The 24,042-nt window shown below is 63.0% G+C and carries 23 protein-coding genes; 17 read left to right on the top strand and 6 right to left on the bottom strand.

The window, feature by feature from the left end:
- Positions 1-10 precede the first annotated feature (10 nt).
- From pntB to PG900_RS16835, 5 genes are all read left to right on the top strand, one after another.
- Positions 11-1,495, top strand: coding sequence for a Re/Si-specific NAD(P)(+) transhydrogenase subunit beta (gene pntB / locus PG900_RS16855; RefSeq protein WP_270799808.1), 1,485 nt, complete (start codon positions 11-13; stop codon positions 1,493-1,495).
- A 95-nt stretch (positions 1,496-1,590) separates the two neighbouring features.
- Entirely contained in the window at positions 1,591-2,343 is a 753-nt protein-coding gene (locus tag PG900_RS16850) for a substrate-binding periplasmic protein (protein WP_139704952.1), read from the top strand.
- A 311-nt stretch (positions 2,344-2,654) separates the two neighbouring features.
- A complete protein-coding gene (locus PG900_RS16845) occupies positions 2,655-3,962 on the top strand; it encodes an L-cysteine desulfidase family protein (RefSeq protein WP_269384571.1) in 1,308 nt (435 codons plus the stop codon).
- A 165-nt stretch (positions 3,963-4,127) separates the two neighbouring features.
- The gene (locus PG900_RS16840; RefSeq protein ID WP_103827771.1) at positions 4,128-5,528 is read left to right on the top strand and encodes an L-cystine transporter; all 1,401 of its coding nucleotides are present in this window, start codon (positions 4,128-4,130) and stop codon (positions 5,526-5,528) included.
- A 94-nt stretch (positions 5,529-5,622) separates the two neighbouring features.
- Positions 5,623-6,951, top strand: a complete 1,329-nt coding sequence (locus PG900_RS16835) for a CoA-disulfide reductase (protein ID WP_270831875.1) — start codon at positions 5,623-5,625, stop codon at positions 6,949-6,951.
- Positions 6,952-7,092: 141 nt separating this feature from the next.
- Here the strand turns inward: PG900_RS16835 and PG900_RS16830 are convergent, their stop codons facing one another.
- On the bottom strand, positions 7,093-7,848 hold the full coding sequence (locus tag PG900_RS16830) for an outer membrane protein assembly factor BamD (protein ID WP_270831872.1): 756 nt from the start codon (positions 7,846-7,848) through the stop codon (positions 7,093-7,095).
- A 117-nt stretch (positions 7,849-7,965) separates the two neighbouring features.
- Here PG900_RS16830 and rluD point away from each other — a divergent pair, with 117 nt between their 5' ends.
- The 4 genes from rluD to PG900_RS16810 all read left to right on the top strand — a co-directional run bounded on the left by rluD (position 7,966) and on the right by PG900_RS16810 (position 13,533).
- Positions 7,966-8,946 carry a 23S rRNA pseudouridine(1911/1915/1917) synthase RluD gene (gene rluD, locus PG900_RS16825; protein WP_011707736.1) on the top strand — a complete coding sequence of 327 codons (981 nt, stop codon included), beginning with the start codon at positions 7,966-7,968 and terminating at the stop codon, positions 8,944-8,946.
- Between the two features lie 118 nt (positions 8,947-9,064).
- Positions 9,065-9,802 carry a peptidoglycan editing factor PgeF gene (pgeF, locus tag PG900_RS16820; RefSeq protein ID WP_270831870.1) on the top strand — a complete coding sequence of 246 codons (738 nt, stop codon included), beginning with the start codon at positions 9,065-9,067 and terminating at the stop codon, positions 9,800-9,802.
- Between the two features lie 272 nt (positions 9,803-10,074).
- Positions 10,075-12,648, top strand: coding sequence for an ATP-dependent chaperone ClpB (clpB, locus tag PG900_RS16815; protein ID WP_024945187.1), 2,574 nt, complete (start codon positions 10,075-10,077; stop codon positions 12,646-12,648).
- A gap of 60 nt (positions 12,649-12,708) precedes the next feature.
- Positions 12,709-13,533: an MBL fold metallo-hydrolase gene (locus tag PG900_RS16810; protein ID WP_270831868.1), complete on the top strand. Its 825-nt coding sequence runs from the start codon at positions 12,709-12,711 to the stop codon at positions 13,531-13,533.
- Between the two features lie 210 nt (positions 13,534-13,743).
- Here the strand turns inward: PG900_RS16810 and asnA are convergent, their stop codons facing one another.
- Positions 13,744-14,736 carry an aspartate--ammonia ligase gene (gene asnA, locus PG900_RS16805; protein WP_270799823.1) on the bottom strand — a complete coding sequence of 331 codons (993 nt, stop codon included), beginning with the start codon at positions 14,734-14,736 and terminating at the stop codon, positions 13,744-13,746.
- Between the two features lie 153 nt (positions 14,737-14,889).
- Between asnA and asnC the strand changes: the two genes are divergently transcribed.
- The gene (gene asnC, locus PG900_RS16800; RefSeq protein ID WP_011707730.1) at positions 14,890-15,351 is read left to right on the top strand and encodes a transcriptional regulator AsnC; all 462 of its coding nucleotides are present in this window, start codon (positions 14,890-14,892) and stop codon (positions 15,349-15,351) included.
- A gap of 94 nt (positions 15,352-15,445) precedes the next feature.
- Here asnC and PG900_RS16795 read toward each other — a convergent pair whose 3' ends face one another.
- Positions 15,446-16,210, bottom strand: coding sequence for a substrate-binding periplasmic protein (locus tag PG900_RS16795; RefSeq protein ID WP_024945190.1), 765 nt, complete (start codon positions 16,208-16,210; stop codon positions 15,446-15,448).
- 85 nt (positions 16,211-16,295) lie between these two features.
- Here PG900_RS16795 and PG900_RS16790 point away from each other — a divergent pair, with 85 nt between their 5' ends.
- Complete coding sequence (locus PG900_RS16790) at positions 16,296-16,832, top strand: DUF2301 domain-containing membrane protein (protein ID WP_041216795.1); 537 nt, start codon at positions 16,296-16,298, stop codon at positions 16,830-16,832.
- Here the strand turns inward: PG900_RS16790 and PG900_RS16785 are convergent.
- Positions 16,829-17,233: a CBS domain-containing protein gene (locus PG900_RS16785; protein WP_016352284.1), complete on the bottom strand. Its 405-nt coding sequence runs from the start codon at positions 17,231-17,233 to the stop codon at positions 16,829-16,831. The two genes, PG900_RS16790 and PG900_RS16785, sit on opposite strands and share 4 nt — an antisense overlap.
- 120 nt (positions 17,234-17,353) lie before the next feature.
- Between PG900_RS16785 and PG900_RS16780 the strand changes: the two genes are divergently transcribed.
- Positions 17,354-18,058, top strand: coding sequence for an SDR family oxidoreductase (locus tag PG900_RS16780; RefSeq protein ID WP_270799827.1), 705 nt, complete (start codon positions 17,354-17,356; stop codon positions 18,056-18,058).
- Positions 18,059-18,061: 3 nt separating this feature from the next.
- Here PG900_RS16780 and PG900_RS16775 read toward each other — a convergent pair whose 3' ends face one another.
- A complete protein-coding gene (locus PG900_RS16775) occupies positions 18,062-18,577 on the bottom strand; it encodes a 2-amino-4-hydroxy-6-hydroxymethyldihydropteridine diphosphokinase (RefSeq protein WP_270799829.1) in 516 nt (171 codons plus the stop codon).
- 129 nt (positions 18,578-18,706) lie between these two features.
- Between PG900_RS16775 and cydH the strand changes: the two genes are divergently transcribed.
- The 4 genes from cydH to PG900_RS16755 all read left to right on the top strand — a co-directional run bounded on the left by cydH (position 18,707) and on the right by PG900_RS16755 (position 22,099).
- Positions 18,707-18,799 carry a cytochrome bd-I oxidase subunit CydH gene (gene cydH / locus PG900_RS16770; protein ID WP_017409791.1) on the top strand — a complete coding sequence of 31 codons (93 nt, stop codon included), beginning with the start codon at positions 18,707-18,709 and terminating at the stop codon, positions 18,797-18,799.
- A 98-nt stretch (positions 18,800-18,897) separates the two neighbouring features.
- Positions 18,898-20,298: a sensor histidine kinase gene (locus PG900_RS16765; RefSeq protein ID WP_011707724.1), complete on the top strand. Its 1,401-nt coding sequence runs from the start codon at positions 18,898-18,900 to the stop codon at positions 20,296-20,298.
- 8 nt (positions 20,299-20,306) lie between these two features.
- Entirely contained in the window at positions 20,307-20,822 is a 516-nt protein-coding gene (locus PG900_RS16760; RefSeq protein ID WP_011707723.1) for a hypothetical protein, read from the top strand.
- Positions 20,819-22,099 (top strand): sigma 54-interacting transcriptional regulator, encoded by a 1,281-nt coding sequence (locus PG900_RS16755; RefSeq protein ID WP_011707722.1) that lies wholly within the window; start codon positions 20,819-20,821, stop codon positions 22,097-22,099. The genes PG900_RS16760 and PG900_RS16755 overlap by 4 nt, the downstream gene beginning before the upstream one ends.
- A gap of 72 nt (positions 22,100-22,171) precedes the next feature.
- Here PG900_RS16755 and PG900_RS16750 read toward each other — a convergent pair whose 3' ends face one another.
- The gene (locus PG900_RS16750; protein WP_011707721.1) at positions 22,172-22,654 is read right to left on the bottom strand and encodes a DUF1097 domain-containing protein; all 483 of its coding nucleotides are present in this window, start codon (positions 22,652-22,654) and stop codon (positions 22,172-22,174) included.
- A 370-nt stretch (positions 22,655-23,024) separates the two neighbouring features.
- On the opposite strand from PG900_RS16750, the gene msrP reads away from it, so the two are divergent.
- Positions 23,025-24,026 carry a protein-methionine-sulfoxide reductase catalytic subunit MsrP gene (gene msrP, locus PG900_RS16745; protein ID WP_106551550.1) on the top strand — a complete coding sequence of 334 codons (1,002 nt, stop codon included), beginning with the start codon at positions 23,025-23,027 and terminating at the stop codon, positions 24,024-24,026.
- Positions 24,027-24,042 lie beyond the last annotated feature (16 nt).

Here is a 24,042-nt window from a genome sequence, read left to right as displayed (position 1 = left end):
GGGGTTTAACGTGTCTCAAGGACTGGTAACAGCATCCTATATCGTTGCCGCCGTGCTCTTCATCCTCAGTCTCGCGGGACTGTCGAAGCAAGAGACGGCCAAGCATGGCAACCTGTTCGGTATCGCGGGGATGGCCATCGCCCTGCTCGCGACCGTGTTCAACCCGGAAACCAGTGGCGTTCACTGGATCATTCTGGCCATGGTGATCGGCGGTGCCATCGGCGTGCGTCTGGCGCTGAAGGTCGAGATGACCGAGATGCCAGAGCTGGTGGCCGTGCTGCACAGCTTCGTGGGTATGGCGGCCGTGCTGGTGGGCTTCAACAGCTTCATCGATCTGCACCCCTCCGCGCCTGCTGAAGTGGTCGTGTCCGTCGGTTCCAACCTGGATGCCACCCTGGCAGCCGCCCGTGCGGCGTTCGAGCAGGCGGCAAGCATAGCCCAGGTCGAGCACCTCTCCGGCGCCATGCTGAACATCCACCTGGTCGAGATCTTCCTCGGCGTCTTCATCGGTGCGGTGACCTTCACCGGTTCCGTGGTGGCGTTTGGCAAGCTGCGTGGCCTCATCTCCTCCAAGCCGCTGATGCTGCCGCACCGCCACAAGCTGAACCTGCTGGCCGTGGTCGCCTCGCTGGCGCTGATGGTCTACTTCGTCAACGCGGGTGGCTCTACCTTTGCCCTGCTGGTGATGACCCTGATCGCCTTCGCCTTCGGCTGGCACCTGGTGGCCTCCATCGGTGGCGCCGACATGCCGGTAGTGGTTTCCATGCTGAACTCCTACTCCGGTTGGGCGGCAGCGGCGGCGGGCTTCATGCTCTCCAATGACCTGCTGATCGTGGTGGGTGCGCTGGTGGGTTCCTCCGGTGCGATCCTCTCCTACATCATGTGCAAGGCGATGAACCGCTCCTTCATCTCGGTGATTGCCGGTGGCTTCGGCTCCGATGGCGTGGCCTCCACGGCTGACCAGGAGATGGGCGAATACCGCGAAACCAGCGCCGAGGAAGTGGCTGACCTGCTGAAGAATTCCAGCTCCGTCATCATCACCCCGGGCTACGGTATGGCGGTGGCGCAGGCTCAGTATCCGGTTGCCGAGATCACCCAGAAGCTGCGTGACCGCGGCGTCAAGGTGCGCTTCGGTATCCACCCGGTTGCCGGTCGTCTGCCTGGCCACATGAACGTGCTGCTGGCGGAAGCGAAAGTCCCGTATGACATAGTTCTGGAAATGGACGAGATCAACGAAGACTTCAGCGATACCGATACCGTGCTGGTGATCGGTGCCAACGACACCGTCAACCCGGCTGCGATGGAAGATCCGGGCAGCCCCATCGCCGGTATGCCGGTGCTGGAAGTGTGGAAGGCGCAGAACGTCATCGGCTTCAAGCGCTCCATGAACACTGGCTATGCCGGTGTGCAGAACCCGCTGTTCTTCAAGGAGAACACCCAGATGCTGTTTGGCGATGCCAAGGCCAGCGTCGAGGCTATCCTGAAAGCGCTGTAAGCGCCGGAGAGGAAAGCAAAAAGGAGGCTCCGGCCTCCTTTTTTATTACTCACTTTTTGGTATATCCTCAGCCAATACACAGAGGAGATCACTGCATGGTGTGGCGTAAAGGATGGATCCTGCTTTGCCTCTGGTGGGGGTGGGCGGCACAGGCGAGCGAGCCACCGACCCTGACCCTGCTGACCGAGCTGTGGCCGCCCTATGTGATGCGGCTCGATGACGGCAGCCTGGGCGGTGCCGATCTGGAGCTGGCCCGCACCGTGCTCAAGCGGATGGGTTACCAGACCACGGTCAAGGTACTGCCCTGGAAGCGGGTGCTGCAGGAGGCCAGGCTCCAGCGCGGTGATGCCATCGTCGATGCCTTCTTCGAAGAGCGTCGGCTGGAGTGGTTGCACTATCCGGATGAACCCCTCTCCCAGAGCGGGGAGGTGCTCTTCTTCCCGCTCGCCAGACCCGTCGACTTCCAGGGGCTGGTCAGCCTCAAGGGGCTGCGTATCGGTACCCAGACCGACTACGCCTACGGCGAGGAGTTCCTCACCTCGGCCCTGTTTACCCGGGTGGCCATGACCGGGGAGAGCAACATGATCAAGCAGTTGCACCTGATGATGGCGGGGCGGCTCGATGGGGTCGTGATGAATCAGATGGTGGGCCGTTACCTGCTCAAGGGGCAGGGGCTGCAGGATCAGGTCGGCCACAGCGAAAAACGGGTGAGCGAGAGTAACCGCAATTTCCTCGCCTTTACCCATAGGCCTGGCAATGAACGGCTGGCCTATCAGTTCTCCCTCGCCCTCAAGGCCTTCAAACAGACCCCCGAATATCAATCCCTGCTGACCCGTTACGGGCTCTGACTTTCCCCACTGTCGGCTGAACCTGGTCGGCAGCGACCTGCCGTGCGCTTGTTCACATTTTGTGGCACTTCACCGCCAGTTGGGCATAATGCCTGCGCAAAAAGCGAAGCGGTTCAAATTTATTTGAGTCCTATTGCTTTAGAGTTACCAAAAGTTGATCGGATGGCCCAACGACTCAGGCGGTCCCGATCATCGGCTCGGCCCTCGACCGGCTGCAGCCGACCCGGCATCTCCCGCCATACTGGTTATATGTCGCTCCGCCATTGTGGAGCGGACAGCACAATGACAAGCCCGCATCGGGCGCCGTGAACATGAGACACATCGCAATGAAAGCACAATGGACCGACTTTATTACCCTGCTCAAGCGTGAAGTGGTGCCGGCCCTTGGCTGCACCGAGCCCATGTCGGTGGCGCTGGCGGCGGCCAACTGCCGCAAGCTGCTGGGGCAGGTGCCGACCCGCGTCAGCGTCTGGGTCAGCGGCAATCTGTTCAAGAACGGCATGGGGGTCGGCGTGCCGGGTACCGGCATGATAGGTCTGCCGGTGGCGGCCGCCGTCGGCATCACCGGCGGCAACCCGGATGCCGGGCTGGAGGTGCTCAAGACTCTCACGCCGGATCAGGTGGAAGCCGCCAAGGCGCTACTGCCCGCCATCAAGGTGGATGTGAAGGACGTGCCGGACGTGCTCTACGCCGAGGTGCTGGCTGAGGTGGAGGGGCACAGCGCCCGGGTGGTGATCTGTACCGATCATACCCGCATCATCCTGATGGAGCGTGACGGCGAGGTGCTGATGGCGCAGGACAGCGCCCCCGGCGTGCAGATCCAGGCCGCCCCTTCCAGCAAGCCCACCATGACCCTGCGCGAGATTGTCGATTTTGCCCTGCAGGTGCCGCTGGCCGAGATCGACTTCATCCGCGAGGCGGCCACCATGAACCAGGCGCTGGCGGATGAAGGGCTGCAGGGCTATGGCCTGCGCATCGGCAAGATCCTCACCGAGCAGGTGGAGCGCAAGCTGCTCTCCGATGACCTGATGACCCTGGCCATGCGTTTGTCGTCTGCCGCCTCCGATGCGCGGATGGACGGCGCCATGCTGCCCGCCATGTCCAATTCGGGCTCCGGCAACCAGGGCATTGCCGCCACCATGCCGGTGGTGGCGGCCGCCCGCTTCCTCCAGGCGAGCGATGAGCAACTGACCCGGGCGCTGGTGATGAGCCACCTGGTGGCCATCTACATCAAGACTTACCAGAACAAGCTGTCGGCCCTCTGTGCCGCCAGCACCGCCGCCATGGGGGCGGGGGCCGCCATCACCTGGCTGCTGGGCGGCCAGTTCGAGCAAATTAGTCACTGCATCAACAACATGATCGGCGACGTTTCCGGTATCATCTGCGACGGCGCGGGCAGCGCCTGTTCCATGAAGGTCTCTACCTCCACCTCGGCGGCGGTCAAATCGTCGCTGATGGCCATCAACAACCTGCACGTGCCCCAGAGCGAAGGCATCGTCTCCGACGATGTGGATCAGACTATCGCCAACCTGGGTCGCCTCTCCAAACAGGGGATGCTGGATACCGATATCGAGATCATCAACATCATGCGGGCCAAGCAACAAGGCAAGGCCGAGTGATGCAAGAGGGTGGCGCAGGCCACCCTCCGTTTTTCTGCCTGTTGACGCCACCCCGGTCACACCGGGGGGCGGGCCGCCACGATGCGGCGCGTTTCAGGGGAGAGTGCGCACTGGGCACTCGCCCGTACACCTCGGGCCCGGCCCGATCATTTGGGGAATATCGTCATGACTCTTAGCGTTATAGGTAATCTGGCCATCCTGGTCATGTTGCTGCTGTTTCTCTATCGGTTGCAGCAAACCCACGTCAGCTTCACCCGCCGGGTCTTCTCGGGGCTGGGGTTGGGCATCCTGTTCGGCGCCGCCCTGCAGCTGCTCTACGGCGCCGGTTCCGACGTGCTGGTACAGACCGGCGACTACCTGGACATCGTTGGCAGCGGCTATGTGAAGCTGCTGCAGATGATCATCACGCCGCTCATCATGGTCTCCATCATCGGGGCCATCCTCAAGCTCAACGGCGGCACCGCGCTCGGCAAGATCAGCGCCATGACCATAGGCGTGCTGATCTTCACCACCATGATTGCCGCCGGGGCGGGCATCCTGATGTCCAACCTGTTCGGCCTGACCGCCGAGGGGCTCACCGCCGGCGCCGCCGAGACCGCCCGCGGCGCTGCCCTGCAGACCACCCTCGGCAGCGTCGAGAGCATGTCCTTTGCCAAGATGGTGCTGGAGTTCATCCCGGCCAACCCCTTCCTCGACATGACGGGCGCGCGCAAGACTTCCACCATCGCCGTGGTGATCTTCTCCATCTTCATCGGCCTCTCCGCCACCGGTATCGCCCGCAAGAAGCCGGAGATCTTCGCGAGTTTCGGTCACTTCATGCAGGTTGCCCACGTCATCGTGATGCGGATGGTGACCCTGGTGCTGCGCCTCACCCCCTACGGCGTGCTGGCGCTGATGACCAAGGTGGTGTCCGGCTCCAACTATGCCGATATCATCAATCTGCTCAGCTTCGTCATGGCCTCCTACGGCGCCATCGCCATCATGTTTGCGGTGCACCTGCTGCTGGTGAGCCTGGTGGGCATCAACCCGGCCCGCTATCTGAAGAAGATCATGCCGGTGCTGGCCTTTGCCTTCACCTCCCGCACCAGTGCGGGCTCCATCCCGATGAACGTGCAGACCCAGACCAAGGCGCTCGGCATTCCTGAGGGGATTGCCAACTTCGCCGCCTCGTTCGGTTCGACCATCGGCCAGAACGGCTGCGCCGGCATTTATCCGGCCATGCTGGCGGTGATGATTGCGCCGACCGTGGGGGTCAACCCCATGGATCCGGCCTTCATCATGACCCTGATCGCCATCATCACCGTCAGCTCGTTCGGGGTGGCCGGCATTGGCGGTGGCGCCACCTTTGCCGCGCTGATCGTGCTCTCCGCCCTGGACTTCCCGGTGGCATTGGCCGGTCTGCTCATCTCCATCGAGCCGCTGATCGATATGGGCCGTACCGCCCTCAATGTCTCCGGCTCCATAACCGCAGGTACCGTCACCAGCCGTCTGCTGGGGGAGACCGACATGGCGGTGTTCAACAGTGAGCACGAGGTGTGTCTGGACGGCGAAGAATCCACCATCTGATCCGTCTGCCCGGGGGAGCCGACCCTGCCCCGGCGAGCAACCACATAGAGAGCGGGGAGGGCATGCCCTCCCCGCTGCATGGAAAGGAGCGTGTATGAGAATCGTGATCATCGGTGGCGAAGCCGCCGGCATGAGTGCGGCCGCCAAGGCGCGCCGACTGGCCAAAGCGGCCGAGATAGTGGTGTATGAGGCATCCGAGGTGATCTCCTTCGGCGCCTGCGGCCTGCCTTATTTCGTCGGCGACGAGTTTCAGGAGCCCGGCTACATGGCCGAGTTCACCCCGGAGCAGTTCGCCGCCAAGGGGATCGAGGTCAAGACCGGCCACCGTGTGCTGGGCCTGGATGCTGCCGCGCAGACGCTGAAGGTCGAACATAACGGCGACACCTTCACCGATCGTTACGATCGGCTGATGATCGCCACCGGCGCCCGTGAAGTGATGCCCCCCATCCCCGGCCTTCAGCAGGAGGGGGTATTCGGCCTGCGCCGGATGGCCGACGGGTTGGCCCTCAAGGCCGCCGTGCAGGACCAGGCCAACACCCGTGCCCTGGTGATCGGCTCCGGCTTTATCGGGCTGGAGGTGGTGGAGGCACTGGTGCATCAGGGTAAAGAGGTGCGTCTCATCGAGCTGGCGGATCGGGTCATTCCCGACGCGTTTGACGGCGAGATCACCCAGCATATCGAGACCGAGCTGCGCGAGCAGGGAGTTTCCCTCCATCTTGGCGAGCGAGTTGAAGCGCTGCTGGGGGAGGGCCGGGTGACCGGCGTGCGTACCAGCCATGGCGAGTACGAGGCCGACATCGTGGTGGTCTGCACCGGGGTCAAACCCAATACCGAGTTCCTGGCCGATACCGGCATCGAGCGGCTCGGCAACGGCGCCATCAAGGTGGACCGGCAGGGGCGCAGTTCGCTGGCCAACGTCTGGTCGGCCGGTGACTGTGCCAGCGTCTGGCACGCCGTGAAGCAGCAGCAGGTCTATGTACCGCTCGCCACCATCGCCAACAAGCTGGGGCGCATGGTGGGCGAGAACCTGGCGGGGGCCGAGCAGGAGTTCCCGGGCACCCTCGGCTCTGCCGCGCTCAAGGTGCTGGGGCTGGAGGCAGGCCGTACCGGTCTTTCCGAGCAGGAAGCCAAGGCGATGGGCATCGACTATCGCACTGTGGTGATCAAGGACAAGTGCCACACCAACTACTGCCCTGGCCAGTCCGACATTCACGTCAAGCTGGTCTACGAGGCGGGCAGCAAGCGGCTGCTGGGGGGCCAGATCCTCGGTCGCAAGGGGGCGGTACACCGCATCGATGCGCTGGCGGTCGCCATCACCATGGGGGTGACCACCGAGCAGCTCGGCATGCTGGACTTTGCCTATGCGCCGCCCTTCTCCCGCACCTGGGATGTGCTCAATGTGGCGGGCAACGTCGCCAAGTAACGCACGGCATGACGGCGTGGCTGATGTGCGCCATCTCTCCCCATGCCGCCGGCACGGGGGGAAAGGGGCATGTCGTTCATGAACGGCGCCCATAAAAAAACCGGGGCCCTTGGCTCCGGTTTTTCATTGCGTTGCTGCGAGTCAGCCGCGGCCGAGACGATTGTCCGGGTAGTTCTTGACCAGCACTTCGCGGGCGTGCTGGGCCAGGGTCGGCATCTTCAGGCTGTCGTAGGAGTTGATCATGATCTCCAGCGCCTTTTCGGTTTCGGCCGTGTCGGGATAGGTCTCGACGATCAGCTTGGCGCGGTTGGCGGCGGCGATCAGCGCATCACGCTTCACGTAGTACTCGGCCACGCTCAGGTCGTAACGGGCAAGCCGGTTCTTCAGACCGATCATGCGGGCACGGGCATCGGCGGCATAGACGCTGTTGGGATAGTTCTGCAACAGGGTCTTGAAGTCCTGGAAGGCCTGACGGGCATAGGAGGGGTCTTTGTCGTCCCGATTGATGCCCAGGAAGTCCTGGAAGAAGTTGTAATCGCCGGCCATGTTGGTCAGACCGCGCATGTAGAATACGTAGTCGATATTTTTATGCGCCGGATTGAGGCGGATAAAACGGTCGATATTGGCGATAGCCTGAGCAGTATCATCCTGCTTGTAGTAGGCGTAAATGAGGTCGAGCTGAACCTGGTTGGAGTAGGCGCCGAAAGGATAGCGCGAGTCCAAAGCTTCCAGTAACTCGATAGCATTCAGGTAGTTACCGGCATCCAGCTTGAGGCGTGCTTTCTGGTACAGGGTCTCCGGCGGTTCGTCCGGTACCTTGGGTTTGGTGCTGGAACAGCCTGTGATCAAGGTAGCGACCAAGGCGAGCGACATCAGCAGGTGAGACTTCTTTCCCATCAACAACATCCGGTCCATTTCCACGAAATTGGCAAAGTATCCGTTATGCTTGGCTAAAAGAAAAGCTAGAATACCCGGATTATTTCGAATTGATACCCCCCGCTCAAGAGACCATACATGAGCCAGCATATTGAACTGACAGGCGAATTCCAGGATCACCAATTCGGGCAGCGACTCGACCAGGCCCTGGCCGAATTGTTTCCAGACTACTCCCGCACCCGCATCAAGGAGTGGATTTTACAGGACAGAGTGACCCTGGATGGTCAGGTTGCCAATACCCCGCGCGAGAAAGTGCTGGCCGGGCAGAAGGTACATGTGGATGTCGAGCTGGCGGATGATACCCGTTGGGATGCCCAGAACATCGAGCTCAACATCGTCTATGAAGATGAACACATTCTGGTGATCGACAAGCCGGCCGGTCTGGTGGTCCACCCGGGCGCAGGCACGCCGGATGGCACCATTCTCAACGCCCTGCTGCACCGCTACCCCGCCATCGCCGAGGTGCCCCGCGCCGGTATCGTGCACCGTCTGGATAAAGACACCACGGGGCTGATGGTGGTCGCCAAGACCATCCCGGCCCAGACCCACCTGGTGGAGGCGCTGCAGGCGCGCCAGATCACCCGTGAGTACGAAGCCATCGCCATCGGTCACATGACCGCCGGCGGTACCGTCGATGCCCCCATCGGCCGTCACCCGACCCAGCGTACCCACATGGCCGTGGTGCCCAATGGGCGCGAGTCCGTCACCCACTACCGGGTGCACGAGAAGTTCCGTGGCCACACCCGTCTGCGGCTGCGACTGGAAACCGGTCGTACCCACCAGATCCGTGTCCACATGGCCCACATCAAGCATCCGCTGGTGGGGGATCCCGCTTACGGTGGCCGTCTGCGTCTGCTGCGCAACGCCACCCCCGAGCTGACCGAGGCCCTGCGTGGCTTCCATCGTCAGGCACTGCATGCCACCATGCTGAAGCTGGCACATCCCATCACGGGTGAAGTGATGGAATGGCACTCCCCTACGCCGCAGGACATGCTGGACCTGATGGAAGTGCTGAGGGCGGATACCCTGGCCAATCCGGACGATTTGGTCTGGAACTGATGAAGAGGGCGGCTCTGCGACGATTCCTGCCGTAACCCGCCCTGCATGACCTGATATGGGGCCCCTTGACTGGTTGCAGCCAAGGGGCCCCGTTTTATATGAAGGAGAGGAGCCACAGATGAAATGGATCGAACCCGACTGGCCGGCACCGGCCAAGGTCAGCGCCCTGTCGACCACCCGTGACGGCGGTATCAGCGAGGGGGTCTTTGCCGGCCTCAACCTGGGGGCCCACGTGGGGGACGAGCCGGCACGGGTCGAGGCCAACCGGACCCGGCTGCAGCAGGCGGCGGGGATCCCCGGCACTCTCAACTGGCTCAATCAGGTGCACGGTACCGCGGTGCATCCCGTCAGCCGCGACTATGGCTGTGCGCCGGATGCGGATGCCGCCTGCGCCCGTGAGGCGGGTCAGGCCTGCATCGTGATGACCGCCGACTGCCTGCCGGTGCTGTTCTGCGATCGGGCCGGTACCGTGGTGGCCGCTGCTCACGCCGGCTGGCGCGGGCTGCAGGGTGGCGTATTGGAGGCGAGCATCGCCGCCATGGGCTGCGAGCCGGGCGAGATCCTGGCCTGGCTGGGTCCGGCCATCGGCCCCACTGCGTTTGAAGTGGGTGGCGAGGTGCGCGAGGCCTTTGTGGCCGAGCAGGCCGAGGCGGCTGCTGCGTTCGTCCCTTCGCCCAACAAAGGGAAATGGCTGGCGGATATCTACCAGCTGGCCCGACTGCGCCTAGCACGCGCCGGTGTCACCGCCGTCTATGGCGGCGAACATTGCACCTTCAGCGACAGTGAGCAGTTCTACTCTTATCGTCGCAACGGCCAGACCGGCCGCATGGCCTCGATTATCTGGCTGGCTGAGTAAGTGTCTGGGGAAGTTCCCCATACAGCGAGCAGTGCTACTGCCCATGTCGTCGCAACGGCCAGACCGGTCGCATGGCCTCGATTATCTGGCTGGCGTCCTGACGACGCTTCCCGCCCTGCATCTTGCCGGGCGGGGATCCTGCCTGCTTTCCGCTTTGCAGAAAAAATAACCAGCCCCGCCCCTTGAAATAGTCCGTACGGGCCTCATCTTTCATCTCAGAAAGTTATGTTGTTTGCCGCGCAAGCGGCGTCTGTCTTGAAAGGGGGAGTGCAATGCGCCTCGATCGCCTGACCAGCAAATTCCAGATTGCTATTTCCGATGCCCAGTCTTTGGCACTGGGTCGTGACCACCAATTCATCGAACCCGTTCACCTGATGACCGCCCTGGTCAATCAGGATGGCGGCTCCATCCGTCCGCTGCTCACCCTGACCGGGATGGACATCAATTCCCTGCGCTCGCGCCTCGGCGAAGAGCTGGATCGCCTGCCGCGCGTCAGCGGCGTGGAAGGGGACGTGCAGCTCTCCAACGGCCTCGGCCGGCTGCTCAACGTCTGCGACAAGCTGGCTCAGCAGCGCAAGGATCAGTTCATTTCGTCCGAACTGTTCGTGCTGGCGGCCCTCGACGAGAAGGGAACGCTGGGCGAGCTGCTGCGTGCCCAGGGGCTGACCAAGGAAAAACTCGAAGCGGCCATCGACAAGGTGCGTGGCGGCAAGAAGGTGGAGGATGCCAACGCCGAGGAGAATCGCCAGGCACTGGAGAAGTACACCATCGATCTGACCGAGCGGGCCGAGATCGGCAAGCTCGACCCGGTGATCGGCCGGGATGACGAGATCCGCCGCACCATCCAGGTGCTGCAACGCCGCACCAAGAACAACCCGGTGCTGATCGGTGCTCCCGGTGTCGGCAAGACCGCCATCGTCGAAGGGCTGGCCCAGCGCATCATCAACGGTGAAGTGCCGGAGGGGCTGAAGAACAAGCGGGTGCTGTCGCTCGACATGGGGGCGCTGGTAGCCGGTGCCAAGTATCGCGGCGAGTTCGAGGAGCGGCTCAAAGCCGTGCTGAACGATCTGGCCAAGGAGGAGGGCAACGTCATCCTCTTCATCGACGAGTTGCACACCATGGTCGGCGCCGGCAAGGGTGAAGGCGCCATGGATGCGGGCAACATGCTCAAACCGGCGCTGGCCCGTGGCGACCTGCACTGCGTCGGTGCCACCACCCTGGACGAATACCGCCAGTACATCGAGAAGGATGCCGCGCTGGAGCGCCGCTTCCAGAAGGTGCTGGTGGAGGAGCCGAGCGTGGAGGACACCATCGCTATCCTGCGCGGCCTGAAAGAGCGTTACGAACTGCACCACCACGTGCAGATCACCGACCCCGCCATCGTGGCGGCGGCCCAGCTGTCGCACCGATACATCGCGGATCGCCAGCTGCCGGACAAGGCCATCGACCTCATCGACGAGGCGGCGGCCAGCATCCGGCTGCAGATCGACTCCAAGCCCGAGTCCCTCGACCGGCTCGAGCGGCGCATCATCCAGCTCAAGCTGGAGCAGCAGGCGCTGATGAAGGAGGATGACGACGCCAGCCGCAAGCGGCTCGAGCTGATCAATCAGGAAATCAGCGAAAAAGATCGCGAATACAACGAGCTGGATGAGGTGTGGAAGGCCGAGAAGGCCGCCCTCGCCGGCACCCAGCACATCAAGGCGGCCCTCGAGCAGGCCCGCCAGGATCTCGACGTGGCACGCCGCGCAGGTGACCTGGGCCGGATGTCCGAGCTGCAGTACGGCCGCATTCCGGAGCTGGAGAAACAGCTGGATCTCGCCACCCAGGCCGAGATGCAGGAGACCAGCCTGCTGCGCAACCGTGTCACCGACGTGGAGATTGCCGACGTCTTGGCGCGCTGGACCGGCATTCCGGTCGCCCGCATGCTGGAAGGGGAGCGCGACAAGCTGCTGCGGATGGAAGATCAGCTGCACAGCCGGGTGATTGGCCAGGAAGAGGCGGTCGAGGCGGTTTCCAACGCCATTCGCCGCTCCCGTGCCGGTCTCTCCGATCCGAATCGCCCCATCGGCTCCTTCCTGTTCCTGGGGCCCACCGGGGTGGGCAAGACCGAGCTGTGCAAGGCGCTGGCCGAGTTCCTGTTCGATACCCAGGACGCCATGGTGCGGATCGACATGTCGGAGTTCATGGAGAAACACAGCGTGGCCCGTCTGGTGGGGGCGCCTCCGGGATACGTGGGTTACGAGGAGGGTGGTTATCTGACCGAGGCGGTACGCCGTCGCCCCTACTCGGTGATCCTGCTGGATGAAGTGGAGAAGGCACACCCGGACGTGTTCAACATCCTGTTGCAGGTGCTGGACGATGGCCGCCTGACCGATGGGCAGGGTCGTACCGTCGATTTTCGCAACTCGGTGGTGATCATGACCTCCAACCTCGGGTCGGATCTCATTCAGGAGCACCACTCCGAGAAGGATTACGACGAGATGAAGGGCATGCTGATGGAGGTGCTGACCCGCAGCTTCCGGCCGGAGTTCATCAACCGGATCGACGAGACAGTGGTGTTCCACCCGCTCGGCGAGGAGCACATCAAGTCCATCGCCCGCATCCAGCTCAAGAGTCTGATGGGTCGACTGGAGGCCCAGGGTTACGAGGTGGAGGTGAGCGAGGCGCTACTCGAGAAGCTGGTGCACGCCGGGTTCGATCCCGTCTACGGGGCGCGTCCCCTCAAGCGGGCGATCCAGCACAAGGTGGAGAACCCGCTGGCGCAAGCGCTGCTCTCCGGCCGTATCGTGCCGGGCAAAAAGCTGGTGCTGGGGGCCGACAGCAATGGCCTCACCATGACCCAGTAATGGGATTGTCGATGAAAAACGCAGGCCTCGTGCCTGCGTTTTGTTTTCAGGGGAAGCGAGATGCTGAAGTTTTCCGTGCTGGTGGATGACGACGTTCATCTGCCTGGCTGTCTGCCCGAGCGAGGGTTGGCGTTGCTGCTGGAGTGTGACGGCCTCAGGGTGCTGTTTGACAGCGGCCGTGGCTGGGCGCTGTGCCACAACGCCGCCGTGATGGGGATCGATCTCGCCTCGCTCACCCATGTGGTGCTCTCCCACGGTCATTACGACCATGTGGGCGGGGTCGGCTCGCTGCCCGTCTATCCAAGACCCATCCCGCTCATCGCCTGTCCGGACGTGTTTTGTGAGCGGGGCTACTTCCTGTCGCTCCCCTTCTGGCGGCGCAACCTCTATCGCCTGTCGGGGGAGCTGGCTCGGGAGTCGCTGCCGGCCAGAGGCTTGCTCCCCCATTGCTCGGCCGAGCCGGTGTGGCTCTCGGATCGTCTGGTGTTCCTCGGCAGCATTGTGCGGCGCGACCGGGCTGCGCCTTCGCTGCTCGGCTACATAGTGCGGGGCGGACGGGTGGAGAAAGACCTTATCAGCGACGATTCGGCGCTGGCCTACAAGAGCGAACAGGGGCTCATCGTCTTTATCGGCTGCGGTCACGCCGGGGTCGAGAACATCATCGAGTGGGCCAAGGAGGTGTGTGGTGACGAGCGGATCCACGCCGTCATCGGCGGCCTGCACCTGAAGTTCTCCGGCCCAGAGCGGGCGGTGGCGCTCGGTGCCTATCTGCAGGAAGAGGCGGTGGAGCAGTTGTTTGCCTGCCACTGCACCGGCAGCAGAAAGGCGGGGTTGCCGCGCCAGCGCCAGATCGGGGCGGGTTTTGAGCACAGTTTTTCGGCATAAAAAAAACGGCAATCCGAAGATTGCCGGGAGGAATGTAGTGAAGCGACCTGACGTGGGTTGAGCGGGTCGCAGGGGCAAGCCCCCGATTACGAAGCGCGGCCACTGCTGGCCTCGCTTCTTACAGCCTGCCGGGGATGCGCTCGCTCAACCCCGACGGCCACCTGCCTGTTGCCATGCCGGCGGCGATGACGCCGGCATGGCTTTCATTCGTTACAGCATGCCTTGCACGGCGGCTTTCATCTCGGCCGGCCAGACGCCGACCTGGACTTGGCCGATGTGCTCTTTTTGCAGCAGCAGCATGGCCAGACGGGATTGGCCGATGCCGCCGCCGATGGTTTGCGGCATCCGTGCGGCCAGCAGATCCTGGTGCCAGTCGTACTGCAGGCGATCTTCGTCGCCGGTGATGGCCAGCTGGCGGCGCAGCGCCTCGGCGTCGACCCGGATCCCCATGGAGGAGATCTCGAAACTGTCCTGCAGCACCGGGTTCCACACCAGGATGTCACCGTTCAGACCGGCCAGCCCCAGCTCGCTGTGGCTGCTCCAGTCGTCGTAGTCCGGGGCACGCACGTCGTGGCGCTCGCCGTGGGAGAGGGCACCGCCGATACCAATCAGGAACACGGCCCCCAGCTCCTTGGCGATGGCCCGCTCGCGCCCCTTGGCATCGAGGTCCGGGTAGCGGGTCAGCAGCTCTTCGCTGTGCAGAAACTGGATCTCGGCCGGCAGGAAGGGGGCCAGTTCATGCTCGGCACAGACCGCGCGCTCGGTGGCCTTGATGGCGGCCCAGATGCCGCGCACGGTCTCCTGCAGGTAGGCCAGGTCACGGCGCCCGCTCGGCATCACCTTCTCCCAGTCCCACTGATCCACGTAGACGGAGTGGATGGGGGTGAGGCGATCCTCGTCCGGACGCAGCGCCTTCATGTGGGTGTAGATGCCTTCGCCCGGGCCGAAACCGAAGCGACCCAGGGTCTGGCGCTTCCATTTGGCCAGTGAGTGCACCACTTCGTAGCTGTGCTCAGGCAGGGTCTTCACCTTGACCTGCACCGCATTCTCGTGGCCAGAGAGGTTGTCTTGAGTGCCATCACCGACCCGGCTCAGGATGGGGGCTTGCACCTCCATCAGGCCCAGTTGCTGGGCGAGTTGGCGGGAGAACATCTCTTTGACGAAGCTGATCTGTTGCTGGCTGCGAATGTAGTGCTGTTTCATGCTGAATACCTGTCTTGAACCCGTTGGATGTGAGGATTCTTCAACAGCTTGCCAACTAAATTCAATATTCGATAATAGAAATAGGCTTTGTGTATTTTTTTCTTCAAAATACACCGGTAATTAATGATGAATCATCAAAGGGAGTGCAAAAAAGTGCCGGAAAATTATCGGATCGATAATCTCGATCAGGCCATCCTCACCGCCCTGATGGAGAATGCGCGCATTCCCTATGCCGAGCTTGCCAAACAACTGCTGGTCAGCCCGGGCACCATCCATGTGCGGGTGGAGAAGATGAAGCAGGCGGGCATCATCGAGGGTACGCGGGTGCAGGTGAACCCCAAGAAGCTGGGCTACGACGTCTGCTGCTTCATCGGCATCAATCTGAAGAGCGCCAAGGATTACCCCTCGGCGCTGGCCAAGCTGCAGGCGCTGGACGAAGTGGTGGAGGCCTACTACACCACCGGCCACTACAGCATCTTCATGAAGGTGATGACACGCTCCATCGACGAGTTGCAGACGGTACTGATCCACAAGATCCAGACCATCGATGAGATCCAGTCCACCGAGACGTTAATCTCGCTGCAAAACCCGATCTTGCGGGATGTGAAGCCTTAAGGACTGAGGGACGCGGGAGCTCCATTTCACATGCGAACCCCGGATTTCATTACAGAACCCAATCTTGTGGGACGTGCAGCCCTGACGGTCGGGATCAGGGCTCGATATAGGGGATGCCGTAGTGGTCGTAGATGGCCTTGAGCCGGCCGTCGCGCTTCATGCGCAGCAGTTCGGCATCGTAAGCCGCCATCAGGGCCGGGGTGGTGGCATCGGCTTTGGCCTTGGTCCAGACGGTGTAGTAAGGGCTGGCCTTGAGCGGCTTGGGCAGGTAATCGAGCTTGCCCTCCAGCCCCTCCTCCTTGATCTGGGCAAAGGCGGTGACCAGCGGCATGGGCACCACGTCGATACGCCCGGCGATCAGCTTGCGCAGTTGCAGCTGGTTGATGGGGATCTCCTGGAAGTGATAGGCCGGGTCGGCGAGGGCGGCGGTCAGCTCCGGGGTATAGGAGAAATCCTTGGTGATGCCGATGCGCCAGGGTTTCAGATCGCTCAGCGTGTCGTAGCGGATCTTCAGCAGGTCGGCCTTGCGCACGAAGAAGTGCCAGCTGTGGCGCAGGTGGGCCTGCTGTGGGTAGAGCAGATAGCGCTCCCGCTCCGGCTTGTAGGAGTGGGTCATCACCAGATCGTACACCCCGGTTTCGGCGTTGCGGGTCAGCCGGGCGCCGGAGTCGGTCAGCTCGATGCGGATGGGAATGCGCAGCTTGCCGAAGATGGTGCTGACCACGTCCACGTCCAGACCATGGGGAACGCCCTGTGCATCCAGAAACTTCAGCGGCGGCTCCAGGGTGCCACCGATGATCAACTCTTTGGCCTGCAGCCAGAGGGGGAACAACAGGCAGAGCAGAATGAATCTTCGCAAACCACATCTCCTGCACGGAATAGGGAATCGCTCGCGGGCATAATTCAAGTATATTGGCCCCTACCTGCAACAGAGGCGACCGCCGATGGCAAACCCTGAAATAGAAAGCGAGCTGGACGGCATCGACAGAGTGTCGGTCTGCCTCTATCGCCTTGGCTTGAGTCTGGCAGCCTTGCTGCTGCTGTGTCGAGGGGCAAGCCTGCTGCTCGGGCAGGATTTTTTGGCGCCGGCGAGCTGGCTGGTGGCGCTGGCCGTGGCCAGCGGGGTATGCGGGTTATGCCTGCATGTCTATGACAAGCGCATTCGCTTTGTGCTGCAGGGGCTGGGCTGGGGCGCCCTGCTGCTCAGTGCGAGCGGGGCGCCGGATGTGCTGGTGCTGGGGGCGGCGTTGGCCACACTGGCGGGGCTGGCCTTCAAGGAGCAGTTCTGCTTCGCCATTCCGGGGATCAGGGCGGTCCCTCTGTTGCTGCCCCTGTTGTGGCTGCTGGAGCTGGCCGGCATCGGCTGGGCCGCCGCCCTGGTGGCGCTGGTGTGCGGGTTGCTGCTCTGTCTGCTCTCCCTGGCCAAGTGGCGCATGCCGCTGCACTTCGATATCGGCGACAAGGGGCGCTACCAGATTTAGGTGGGCAGGCAGCCCTTCATCTGGGCGTTGAGAGCCTGCATGACCTGTCGGCGGCTGATGATGCCGACTACCCGGTTCCCCTCCAGCACTGGATAGACCTTGGGTCTGGCCTCGGTCATCTGGCGGGCCAGATCCAGTATGCTGTCATCCGGGCTGACCGAGAGCGGTGTCCGGCTCATCAGATCCTCGACCCGGGTGCGGGTATCGCAGTGATAGCTGCCGGTGAGCAGGCTCGGGATGCAATCCTGCTCGGAGAGAAAACCGATCAGCCGCTGCTGCGGGTCCAGCACCGGCAGGCCGCTCAGACCTGAGTCATGCAGCCGGTCCAGCGCCTCGGCCAGGCCGAGCTGCGGGGTGAGGGAGTGGGTCGAACGGCTCATGTGATCGCGGATCTGTAACATGGAAGTGGCTCCGTTAAGGTGGCAATGGCGCCACTATGCCCGCCGAGTGGCGGCAACGGCCAATGGCTTGTGCCGTGGGGATCGATAGGTATCCCCCGGCCGGACAATCAAGGAGAGGGTATGCGTGCATTGGTGACGGGATGTGGCCGCCGGCTTGGTTTCTATCTGTGCGAACAGCTGGTGGCGGCGGGTTGGCAGGTGACGGGCAGCTATCGCAGCGAGCGGCCTGAGCTGGCGCGGCTGCGGGCGCTGGGGGTCGAGCTGGTGCAGGCGGATTTTTCTCGCGAGGAGGAGGTCGGCAAGCTGATCGAGGCGCTGGCGGTCCATCAGGATCTGGCGCTGGTGATCCACAACGCCTCGGCGTTTGAGCCGCTGGCGGCGGATCCGGCGGCGCAACTGGCCCAGTTTGATCAGTTCTACCGGGTGCACATGGCGGCCCCCTTCCAGCTAAACCGGGCGCTGGCTCCCCAGCTGGCGCGCAACGCCAATGCCGGCATCATCCATATCACCGACATCTACATCCATGCGCCGGCGCCCCAGTTCGCCAGCTATGTGGCCACCAAGGCGGGGGCCCATTCGCTGGCCATGAGCTTTGCCCGCGAGCTGGCACCCGCCGTCCGGGTCAACACCATAGAGCCGGGCCCCATCCTGTTTCTCGACGAGCATGGCGATGCGTGGCGCCAGCAGGTGCTGGCTAAGACGCCGCTGGCGCGGGAAGGGGGGCTGGTGCCCATCTGGCAGGCGGTTCAGCTGTTGATGCAGAACGACTACATGACCGGGGCCAGCATCCGGGTGGATGGTGGCCGCGGTCTGGCCGTCATCTAGGGGTCAGCGCAGGAGCGCGGCCGGGGTCGCAATCTCCTGCTGCAGGGCGATGGGGGCGAGGCCGACCTGGCGCTCCTCGATCACCTTGCCCGCCATCAAGCGGGTGTGCAGCGGCAGGGTCACCTTGCGATCATGCACCTGGCCACGGCCATAGAGCTCCGCCAGCAGCTCGTCGAGATAGGCATCGACCCGGGCGGTGGAGAAGTCATCGCTCTGGCTGCTGGCCAGGATGTCGATGTCCAGCGGCCGGTCCAGCACCTTGCAGCGTGGATCGCTGCGATCCCGGCCGTGGGCCAGCTCCATGGCGACGAAGTGTGCCTTGAGCTGGTGCGGTGCCAGCTCGCTCTCGGCGACGAACAGGCAGTTGAGGAAATCATGTCTGGAGTGCATCCCGACCGGCTTGGTCTGGATCACCGAGCTCAGCTGCAGGCGGCCAAAGTGAACGAGCAGCTCGCCGACCGCCTGACTGACGTGCTGATGGGGGTCAAGATTCGATCCAATGCTACACAGATAGAACATGTCACCGGTCCTTGGATGGGGCTCATCTGAAATTCATACACAGCTCACGGTTATCGGCTTAACTATGCATTAACATCGGTTTGTCTGTTGTGATCAGGCTCTATCATCTTGGCAAGAAAGGAGGTTTGCATGAGCGTGGAACTGAAATGGGCACTGCTGACCGCATCTGGCGCGTTGGCCATGATCCTGATTATCTGTGTGGCATCCGTCGGTCTGGCGTGATGCCCAAGCTGCAACATGAACCGGCCCCCTGGCCGGTTTTGCTTTTTGGGGGAGTGCAGATATGCTGACCCACCCCTGCTGAATTGAGATAGTCCAAGATGACCAAGGTACGCCCACGCTCCCTGCTGCAAGTGGTATTGATGGGGTTCGTTCTGGTGTTGATGCCTCTGGGCGGCATGATCTGGCACGACAGCCAGTCCCTCGAACACCTCAGCCAGTTGACCAGCGACGAGCTGGAACGGGCGGTGCGCGACACCCGTCGAGCGACGCTACTGACCACCCAAGCTATTGATCTTGAACGTACTCTTCGTCGTTATGCGGTGCTGGGGGATGAGCGCATCCTGGCCAGTTATCAGCAGCAGCTGGCGAGTTATCGCAGCCTGCTGGCCGCTCACCAGAGTTCCATCCCGGATGCCGAGGCTTACACGGGTCTCGAGCAGGCGCTCGCCTGGCTCGACAGCCTGCAGGATCTCGCCCGCGCCAAGGCCGAGTCAAACAGCCCCAAATTTGATGAATTTAATCAGGTTAATCAGCAGCTTGAGATTATTACTCGCAGCCAGGTAGACGAGCATGTCAGCCGGGTGCGGGCGACCATCGCTGCCCTGATGACGGAGATCTGGTGGGTCAGCGGTTTCGTGGCGGTGCTCAGCCTGCTGCTGGTGCTGCTGTTTACCTATCTGATCATCCACCCGGTGCGTCAGATTGAGTCGCGGATCTTGAGTCTGGGTGCCGGTGTGGAACCGGACAAACGCCCGGTGGACGGGCCGGCCGAACTGGTATTGCTGGGGGAGCGGATCGTCTGGTTGCACGATAAATTGAAGGAGCTGGAGCAGCAGAAATACCAGTTCCTGCGCCACGTTTCCCACGAGCTGAAGACCCCGCTGGCGGTGCTGCGGGAGGGGGCGGATCTGCTCTCCGAGCAGCTTGTAGGGCCGCTCACCCCTGATCAGCAGGAGATCTGCCAGATGCTGGAGGAGAACAGCCGCCGGCTGCAGACCCTGATCGAACGGCTGCTCGACTTCAACCGGCTCAGCCAGCAGGAGGTGTTCACCCTGACCCCGGTGGCGCTGGCGCCCCTGCTGTCAGAATTGTCTGCAGAGTACCGGCTGGCGCTGGAATCCAAACAAATCAGTGTACACTTGCCGACCGATCCGATCACCCTGCAGGCCGAGCCATATCGCTTGCGGCTGATCCTCGATAATCTGTTCTCCAATGCGGTCAGCTACGGTGCCAGCGGCGGGCAGATCTGGATCCGCGCCGGGCAGGATGGCAACGGCAGCTGGCTGGAGGTGGCCAACGAAGGGCCCGCGATTCCGCTGGCGGAGCGGGAGCGGATCTTCGAGCCCTTCGAGCAGGGCAGTATTGTGCGCCAGGGGCTGCTGAAAGGCTCCGGAATGGGGCTCTCCATCGCCCGGGAATCGGCGATGAGCCTTGGCGGCGAGTTGGTATTGGTTGAAGATGAACAGGCGGATGTCTGTTTCCGGTTGACGTTGAAGTGAAGCCCAAGATGAAACAATGTGTTGTTCCGGTATTGATGATGAGCCTGCTCACAGGCTGTTCCCTGCTGCCAGCGCGTGACCCGGCGGCGTCGCCGGATCTCGCCCTCGCCAAACGGATGGAGTTTGCCAACAAGGAGATGCAGGTGCGCCTGCAATACTCGGACTGGCTGCTTGCCAGCCATGCCCAGCAGCGGGCCCAGGAGCGTCAGCGCCTGAAGGGGGCGACCGATATCGAGAGCCGGGTCAGCCTGGCCATGGTCAACACCCACCCGTCCGAGTCGGTGGCCAGCCGGCGGGCTGGTCTGGACAAGCTCAAGAGCCTGCTGCCGGAGCTCGGGCTGGATGCCCAGGCTTTCCTGCGCAGCTGGATAGCCCTCGGCGAGGAGCTGCTGGCCCGCGACAGCCGGCGCGACGATCAGAGTCAGGAGGTGCAGCGTCTGCGCCGCCAGATCGAGCAACTCTCCGCCATCGATGATCAACTCAATCAGCGCAAGCTGAACGGCAATGGCGAGGCGCTGAAATGAGTCGCATCCTGCTGGTCGATGACGATGCCAGCCTGCTCAAGCTGATGAGTATGCGCCTGCGCAGCCAGGGCTATGAGGTGGATACCGCCGACAGCGCCGAAGGGGCGCTGGACCGGCTGCGCCAGCAACGGGCCGATCTGGTGCTGAGCGATCTGCGCATGGCCGGCATGGACGGACTGGCGCTGTTCGAGCGGATCCAGTCCCAGTGGCTGGGGCTGCCGGTCATCATCATGACCGCCCATGGCACCATTCCCGATGCCATTCAGGCCACCCGCTCCGGGGTGTTCAGCTTTCTCACCAAGCCCATCGACAAGGATGAGCTGTTCGCCACCATAGAACACGCGTTGAGCCTGACGCGCCCAAAGCAGCGGCAGGATTGGCAGTCGCTGATCCTGACCCGCAACCCGCAGATGGAGCAGTTGCTGATCCAGGCTGGCAGCATCGCCGCCATGGAGGTGCCCGTGCTGATCATGGGCCCTTCCGGTTCCGGCAAGGGCGTCATGACTCAGGCGCTGCACCAGGCCAGCAGCCGGCGTGACAAGCCGCTGCATGTCATCAACTGTGCCGCGCTGCCGTGGGCGGCGCTGGATCTGCAGCTGTTCGGCGAGGATGGCCAATCCGGCCTGTTTGAACAGGCCAAGGGAGCGACCCTGTTTCTCGACGAGATAGGGGACCTGTCGGAATCGCTGCAGGCCAAGCTGCTGCAGGTGCTGCAGGAGTACGGCCAGGGCACGCCCGAGGTGCGGGTCATCAGCTCCAGCCATCAGGATCTGGTGGCGGCGATGGAGGAGGGGCGCTTTCGGGAGGATCTCTTCTATCGGCTCAACGTGGCCAATATCACCTTGCCCCCCTTGAGCGCCCGCAGCGAAGACATTCCGCTGCTGGCCAGGCAGGCGCTGGATGACTACCGCAGCCGCCACGGCGACTGCGCCGCCCTCGGCTTCTCGCCGGAGGCGCTGGCCCTGCTGGCGGCGGCGGGTTGGCCCGGCAACGTGCGCCAGCTCTGCAGCGTGGTGGAGCAACTGGCCAGCCTCTGCTGCAGTCCGGTGATCGGTGCCGCTATGGTGGAGTCGGCGCTGAGCGGCGGCAGTGGCGGCATCCCCTCCTTCAACGAGGCGCGGGCCGAGTTCGAGAAGGAGTATCTGATCCGGCTGCTGCGCACCACCGAGGGCAATGTGACCCTGGCGGCCAACATGGCGGGCAGAAACCGCACCGACTTCTACAAGCTGTTGAATCGGCACGGCATCGAAGCCGCGAACTTCAAGTCGAAGGGATAAATGACAGAGGGGCGGCCCGTCGATGACGGACTGCCCCTCTTGCTTCAGACCGGATCGGTCACATCGCCAGGATCAGGCCGGGTCGGTGACGCCAGCGGTGGCCTGGGTTTTCTGGGTTTTGTGGGAGAGCCAGAGGCCGCTCGCCTTCATCAGGTAGCCGAACAGCGCACCAATCACCAGCGACGGCAGGATCAGCCGCCACTCCCCCGCCGCACCGAAGGTGGCGCAGCAGCCGGCGAAGGTGCCGGGAATGTAGCCGAGCCACTGCTGCTTGGCCTGCACGCACATCAGGGTGGCCACCACCCCGGTCATCAGGTAGCCCGCCACGCCGGCGCCCCACCAGGCGTCACCATGGATCAGCAGCAGGGCCCACAGCATGCCGCTGGCATTGCACAGCAGGGTCTGCAGCAGCGCCTTGTAGCCACCGCTGGAGGCAAAATAGCTGGTGCAGCCGAGGAAGCCGACCCAGGAGATGAGGCCGAGGGTAACGGCGACCCAGCCCCAGACGGCGGAGAGGATCCCGGTCGTGATGGCGATGGCGATCAATGGGCTCATGGCGTGACTCTTCAGTAGTGAAATTCGGAAAAAAGGGAGCCTACCCCGCGCAAGAGGGGCGGCAAGCAGGGGCGGGATTGTGTGTGATCTGCATCACTCATTTCAACTCAGGAATACGCTTGCGCTCGCGAAAATATTTCATGGTGAGGCGCTGGCCCCTGCTCCATAGTTAGAGGCCCTGTCCTGCTCATGGAGTGAGTCTGATGGTGCCAAATGTGATCGTTCCCCTGCTGGTGTTCGTAGTGCTGTTTCTGGTCGGAACCATGGCCAAGGCACTGCCCCTCTATCAATTCATGTAATTTTCCGTGAAATAAAACTCGGCCGGGGCGGGTCTTATGATTGTTACCCTCATCGCCCCGGGAGTTTTTCCATGTTGCTCAAGCGCCGCTCTGCCCACCACCTCACCGAACAGGACGTCACGCCGGAAGCCGTCTATCAGGATCGCCGCCTGATCCTGAAAGGGCTGGGGCTCGGCGCCGCCACCCTGGCGTTTCCGACCCAGGCCGGGGTGCTCGATCTCTTCTCTGGCGACAAGCCGGCGCCGGTCGCCACCCGGGCGCTCAACATCCACGCCGCCGCCCGGCCGGAGGGGCTGATCCTCACGCCGGAGGAGAAGGCCACCACCCACAACAACTTCTACGAGCTCGGCACCGACAAGGGGGATCCGGCCCGCAACGGCCACTACCTCAAGCCCGAACCCTGGACCCTGAAGGTGGAAGGGGAGGTGGCCAAGCCGTTTACCCTGGACGTGTGGGATCTCATCAACAAGAGCACGCTGGAGGAGCGCATCTACCGGCTGCGCTGCGTGGAGGCCTGGTCCATGGTGCTGCCCTGGAGCGGCATCGCGCTGGCGGATCTGATCCGCCGGGCGGAGCCCACCAGCCGCGCCAAGTTCGTGGCCTTCGAGACTCTCTATGATCCGGAGCAGCTGCCGGGACAGGCGTCGCGTTCCCTCGGTGGCGGCATCGACTACCCCTATGTCGAGGGGCTGCGCCTCGACGAGGCGATGCACCCGCTCTCCTTCCTGGCGATGGGGCTCTACGGCAAGGCTCTGCCGGCCCAGAACGGTGCGCCGATCCGGCTGGTGGTGCCCTGGAAGTACGGCTTCAAGAGCATCAAGAGCATCGTCTCCATCCGGCTGGTGGAGGAGATGCCGCCCACCACCTGGAACCTGCTGGCCCCCAACGAATACGGCTTCTACGCCAACGTCAATCCGGCAGTGGATCACCCGCGCTGGAGTCAGGCCAGCGAGCGCTTCATCGGCGAGGGGGGCATCTTCGGGGCCAAGCGCCAGCCGACCCTGCCATTCAATGGCTATGCCGACGAGGTGGCGTCCCTCTATCAGGGCATGGATCTGCGCAAGTGGTATTGAGACGAGAGGAGCTGAC

The organism is Aeromonas sp. QDB03 (genome assembly GCF_027707985.1).
GTDB classification, from domain to species: domain Bacteria; phylum Pseudomonadota; class Gammaproteobacteria; order Enterobacterales; family Aeromonadaceae; genus Aeromonas; species Aeromonas hydrophila.
The sequence above is the reverse complement of the archived record's forward strand: the minus strand, read 5'-3'. Positions and strand labels throughout refer to the sequence as shown.

Coding starts and splice junctions, on each gene's coding strand:
- PG900_RS16845 (WP_269384571.1), top strand. CDS start 2,655: ATGAGACACATCGCAATGAAAGCACAATGGACCGACTTTATTACCCTG.
- cydH (WP_017409791.1), top strand. CDS start 18,707: ATGAGCGTGGAACTGAAATGGGCACTGCTGACCGCATCTGGCGCGTTG.
- PG900_RS16835 (WP_270831875.1), top strand. CDS start 5,623: ATGAGAATCGTGATCATCGGTGGCGAAGCCGCCGGCATGAGTGCGGCC.
- PG900_RS16785 (WP_016352284.1), bottom strand. CDS start 17,233: ATGTTACAGATCCGCGATCACATGAGCCGTTCGACCCACTCCCTCACC.
- asnA (WP_270799823.1), bottom strand. CDS start 14,736: ATGAAACAGCACTACATTCGCAGCCAGCAACAGATCAGCTTCGTCAAA.
- PG900_RS16790 (WP_041216795.1), top strand. CDS start 16,296: ATGGCAAACCCTGAAATAGAAAGCGAGCTGGACGGCATCGACAGAGTG.
- PG900_RS16840 (WP_103827771.1), top strand. CDS start 4,128: ATGACTCTTAGCGTTATAGGTAATCTGGCCATCCTGGTCATGTTGCTG.
- PG900_RS16810 (WP_270831868.1), top strand. CDS start 12,709: ATGCTGAAGTTTTCCGTGCTGGTGGATGACGACGTTCATCTGCCTGGC.
- rluD (WP_011707736.1), top strand. CDS start 7,966: ATGAGCCAGCATATTGAACTGACAGGCGAATTCCAGGATCACCAATTC.
- pgeF (WP_270831870.1), top strand. CDS start 9,065: ATGAAATGGATCGAACCCGACTGGCCGGCACCGGCCAAGGTCAGCGCC.
- msrP (WP_106551550.1), top strand. CDS start 23,025: ATGTTGCTCAAGCGCCGCTCTGCCCACCACCTCACCGAACAGGACGTC.
- PG900_RS16765 (WP_011707724.1), top strand. CDS start 18,898: ATGACCAAGGTACGCCCACGCTCCCTGCTGCAAGTGGTATTGATGGGG.
- PG900_RS16830 (WP_270831872.1), bottom strand. CDS start 7,848: ATGGGAAAGAAGTCTCACCTGCTGATGTCGCTCGCCTTGGTCGCTACC.
- PG900_RS16750 (WP_011707721.1), bottom strand. CDS start 22,654: ATGAGCCCATTGATCGCCATCGCCATCACGACCGGGATCCTCTCCGCC.
- PG900_RS16755 (WP_011707722.1), top strand. CDS start 20,819: ATGAGTCGCATCCTGCTGGTCGATGACGATGCCAGCCTGCTCAAGCTG.
- PG900_RS16850 (WP_139704952.1), top strand. CDS start 1,591: ATGGTGTGGCGTAAAGGATGGATCCTGCTTTGCCTCTGGTGGGGGTGG.
- clpB (WP_024945187.1), top strand. CDS start 10,075: ATGCGCCTCGATCGCCTGACCAGCAAATTCCAGATTGCTATTTCCGAT.
- PG900_RS16775 (WP_270799829.1), bottom strand. CDS start 18,577: ATGTTCTATCTGTGTAGCATTGGATCGAATCTTGACCCCCATCAGCAC.
- PG900_RS16780 (WP_270799827.1), top strand. CDS start 17,354: ATGCGTGCATTGGTGACGGGATGTGGCCGCCGGCTTGGTTTCTATCTG.
- PG900_RS16760 (WP_011707723.1), top strand. CDS start 20,307: ATGAAACAATGTGTTGTTCCGGTATTGATGATGAGCCTGCTCACAGGC.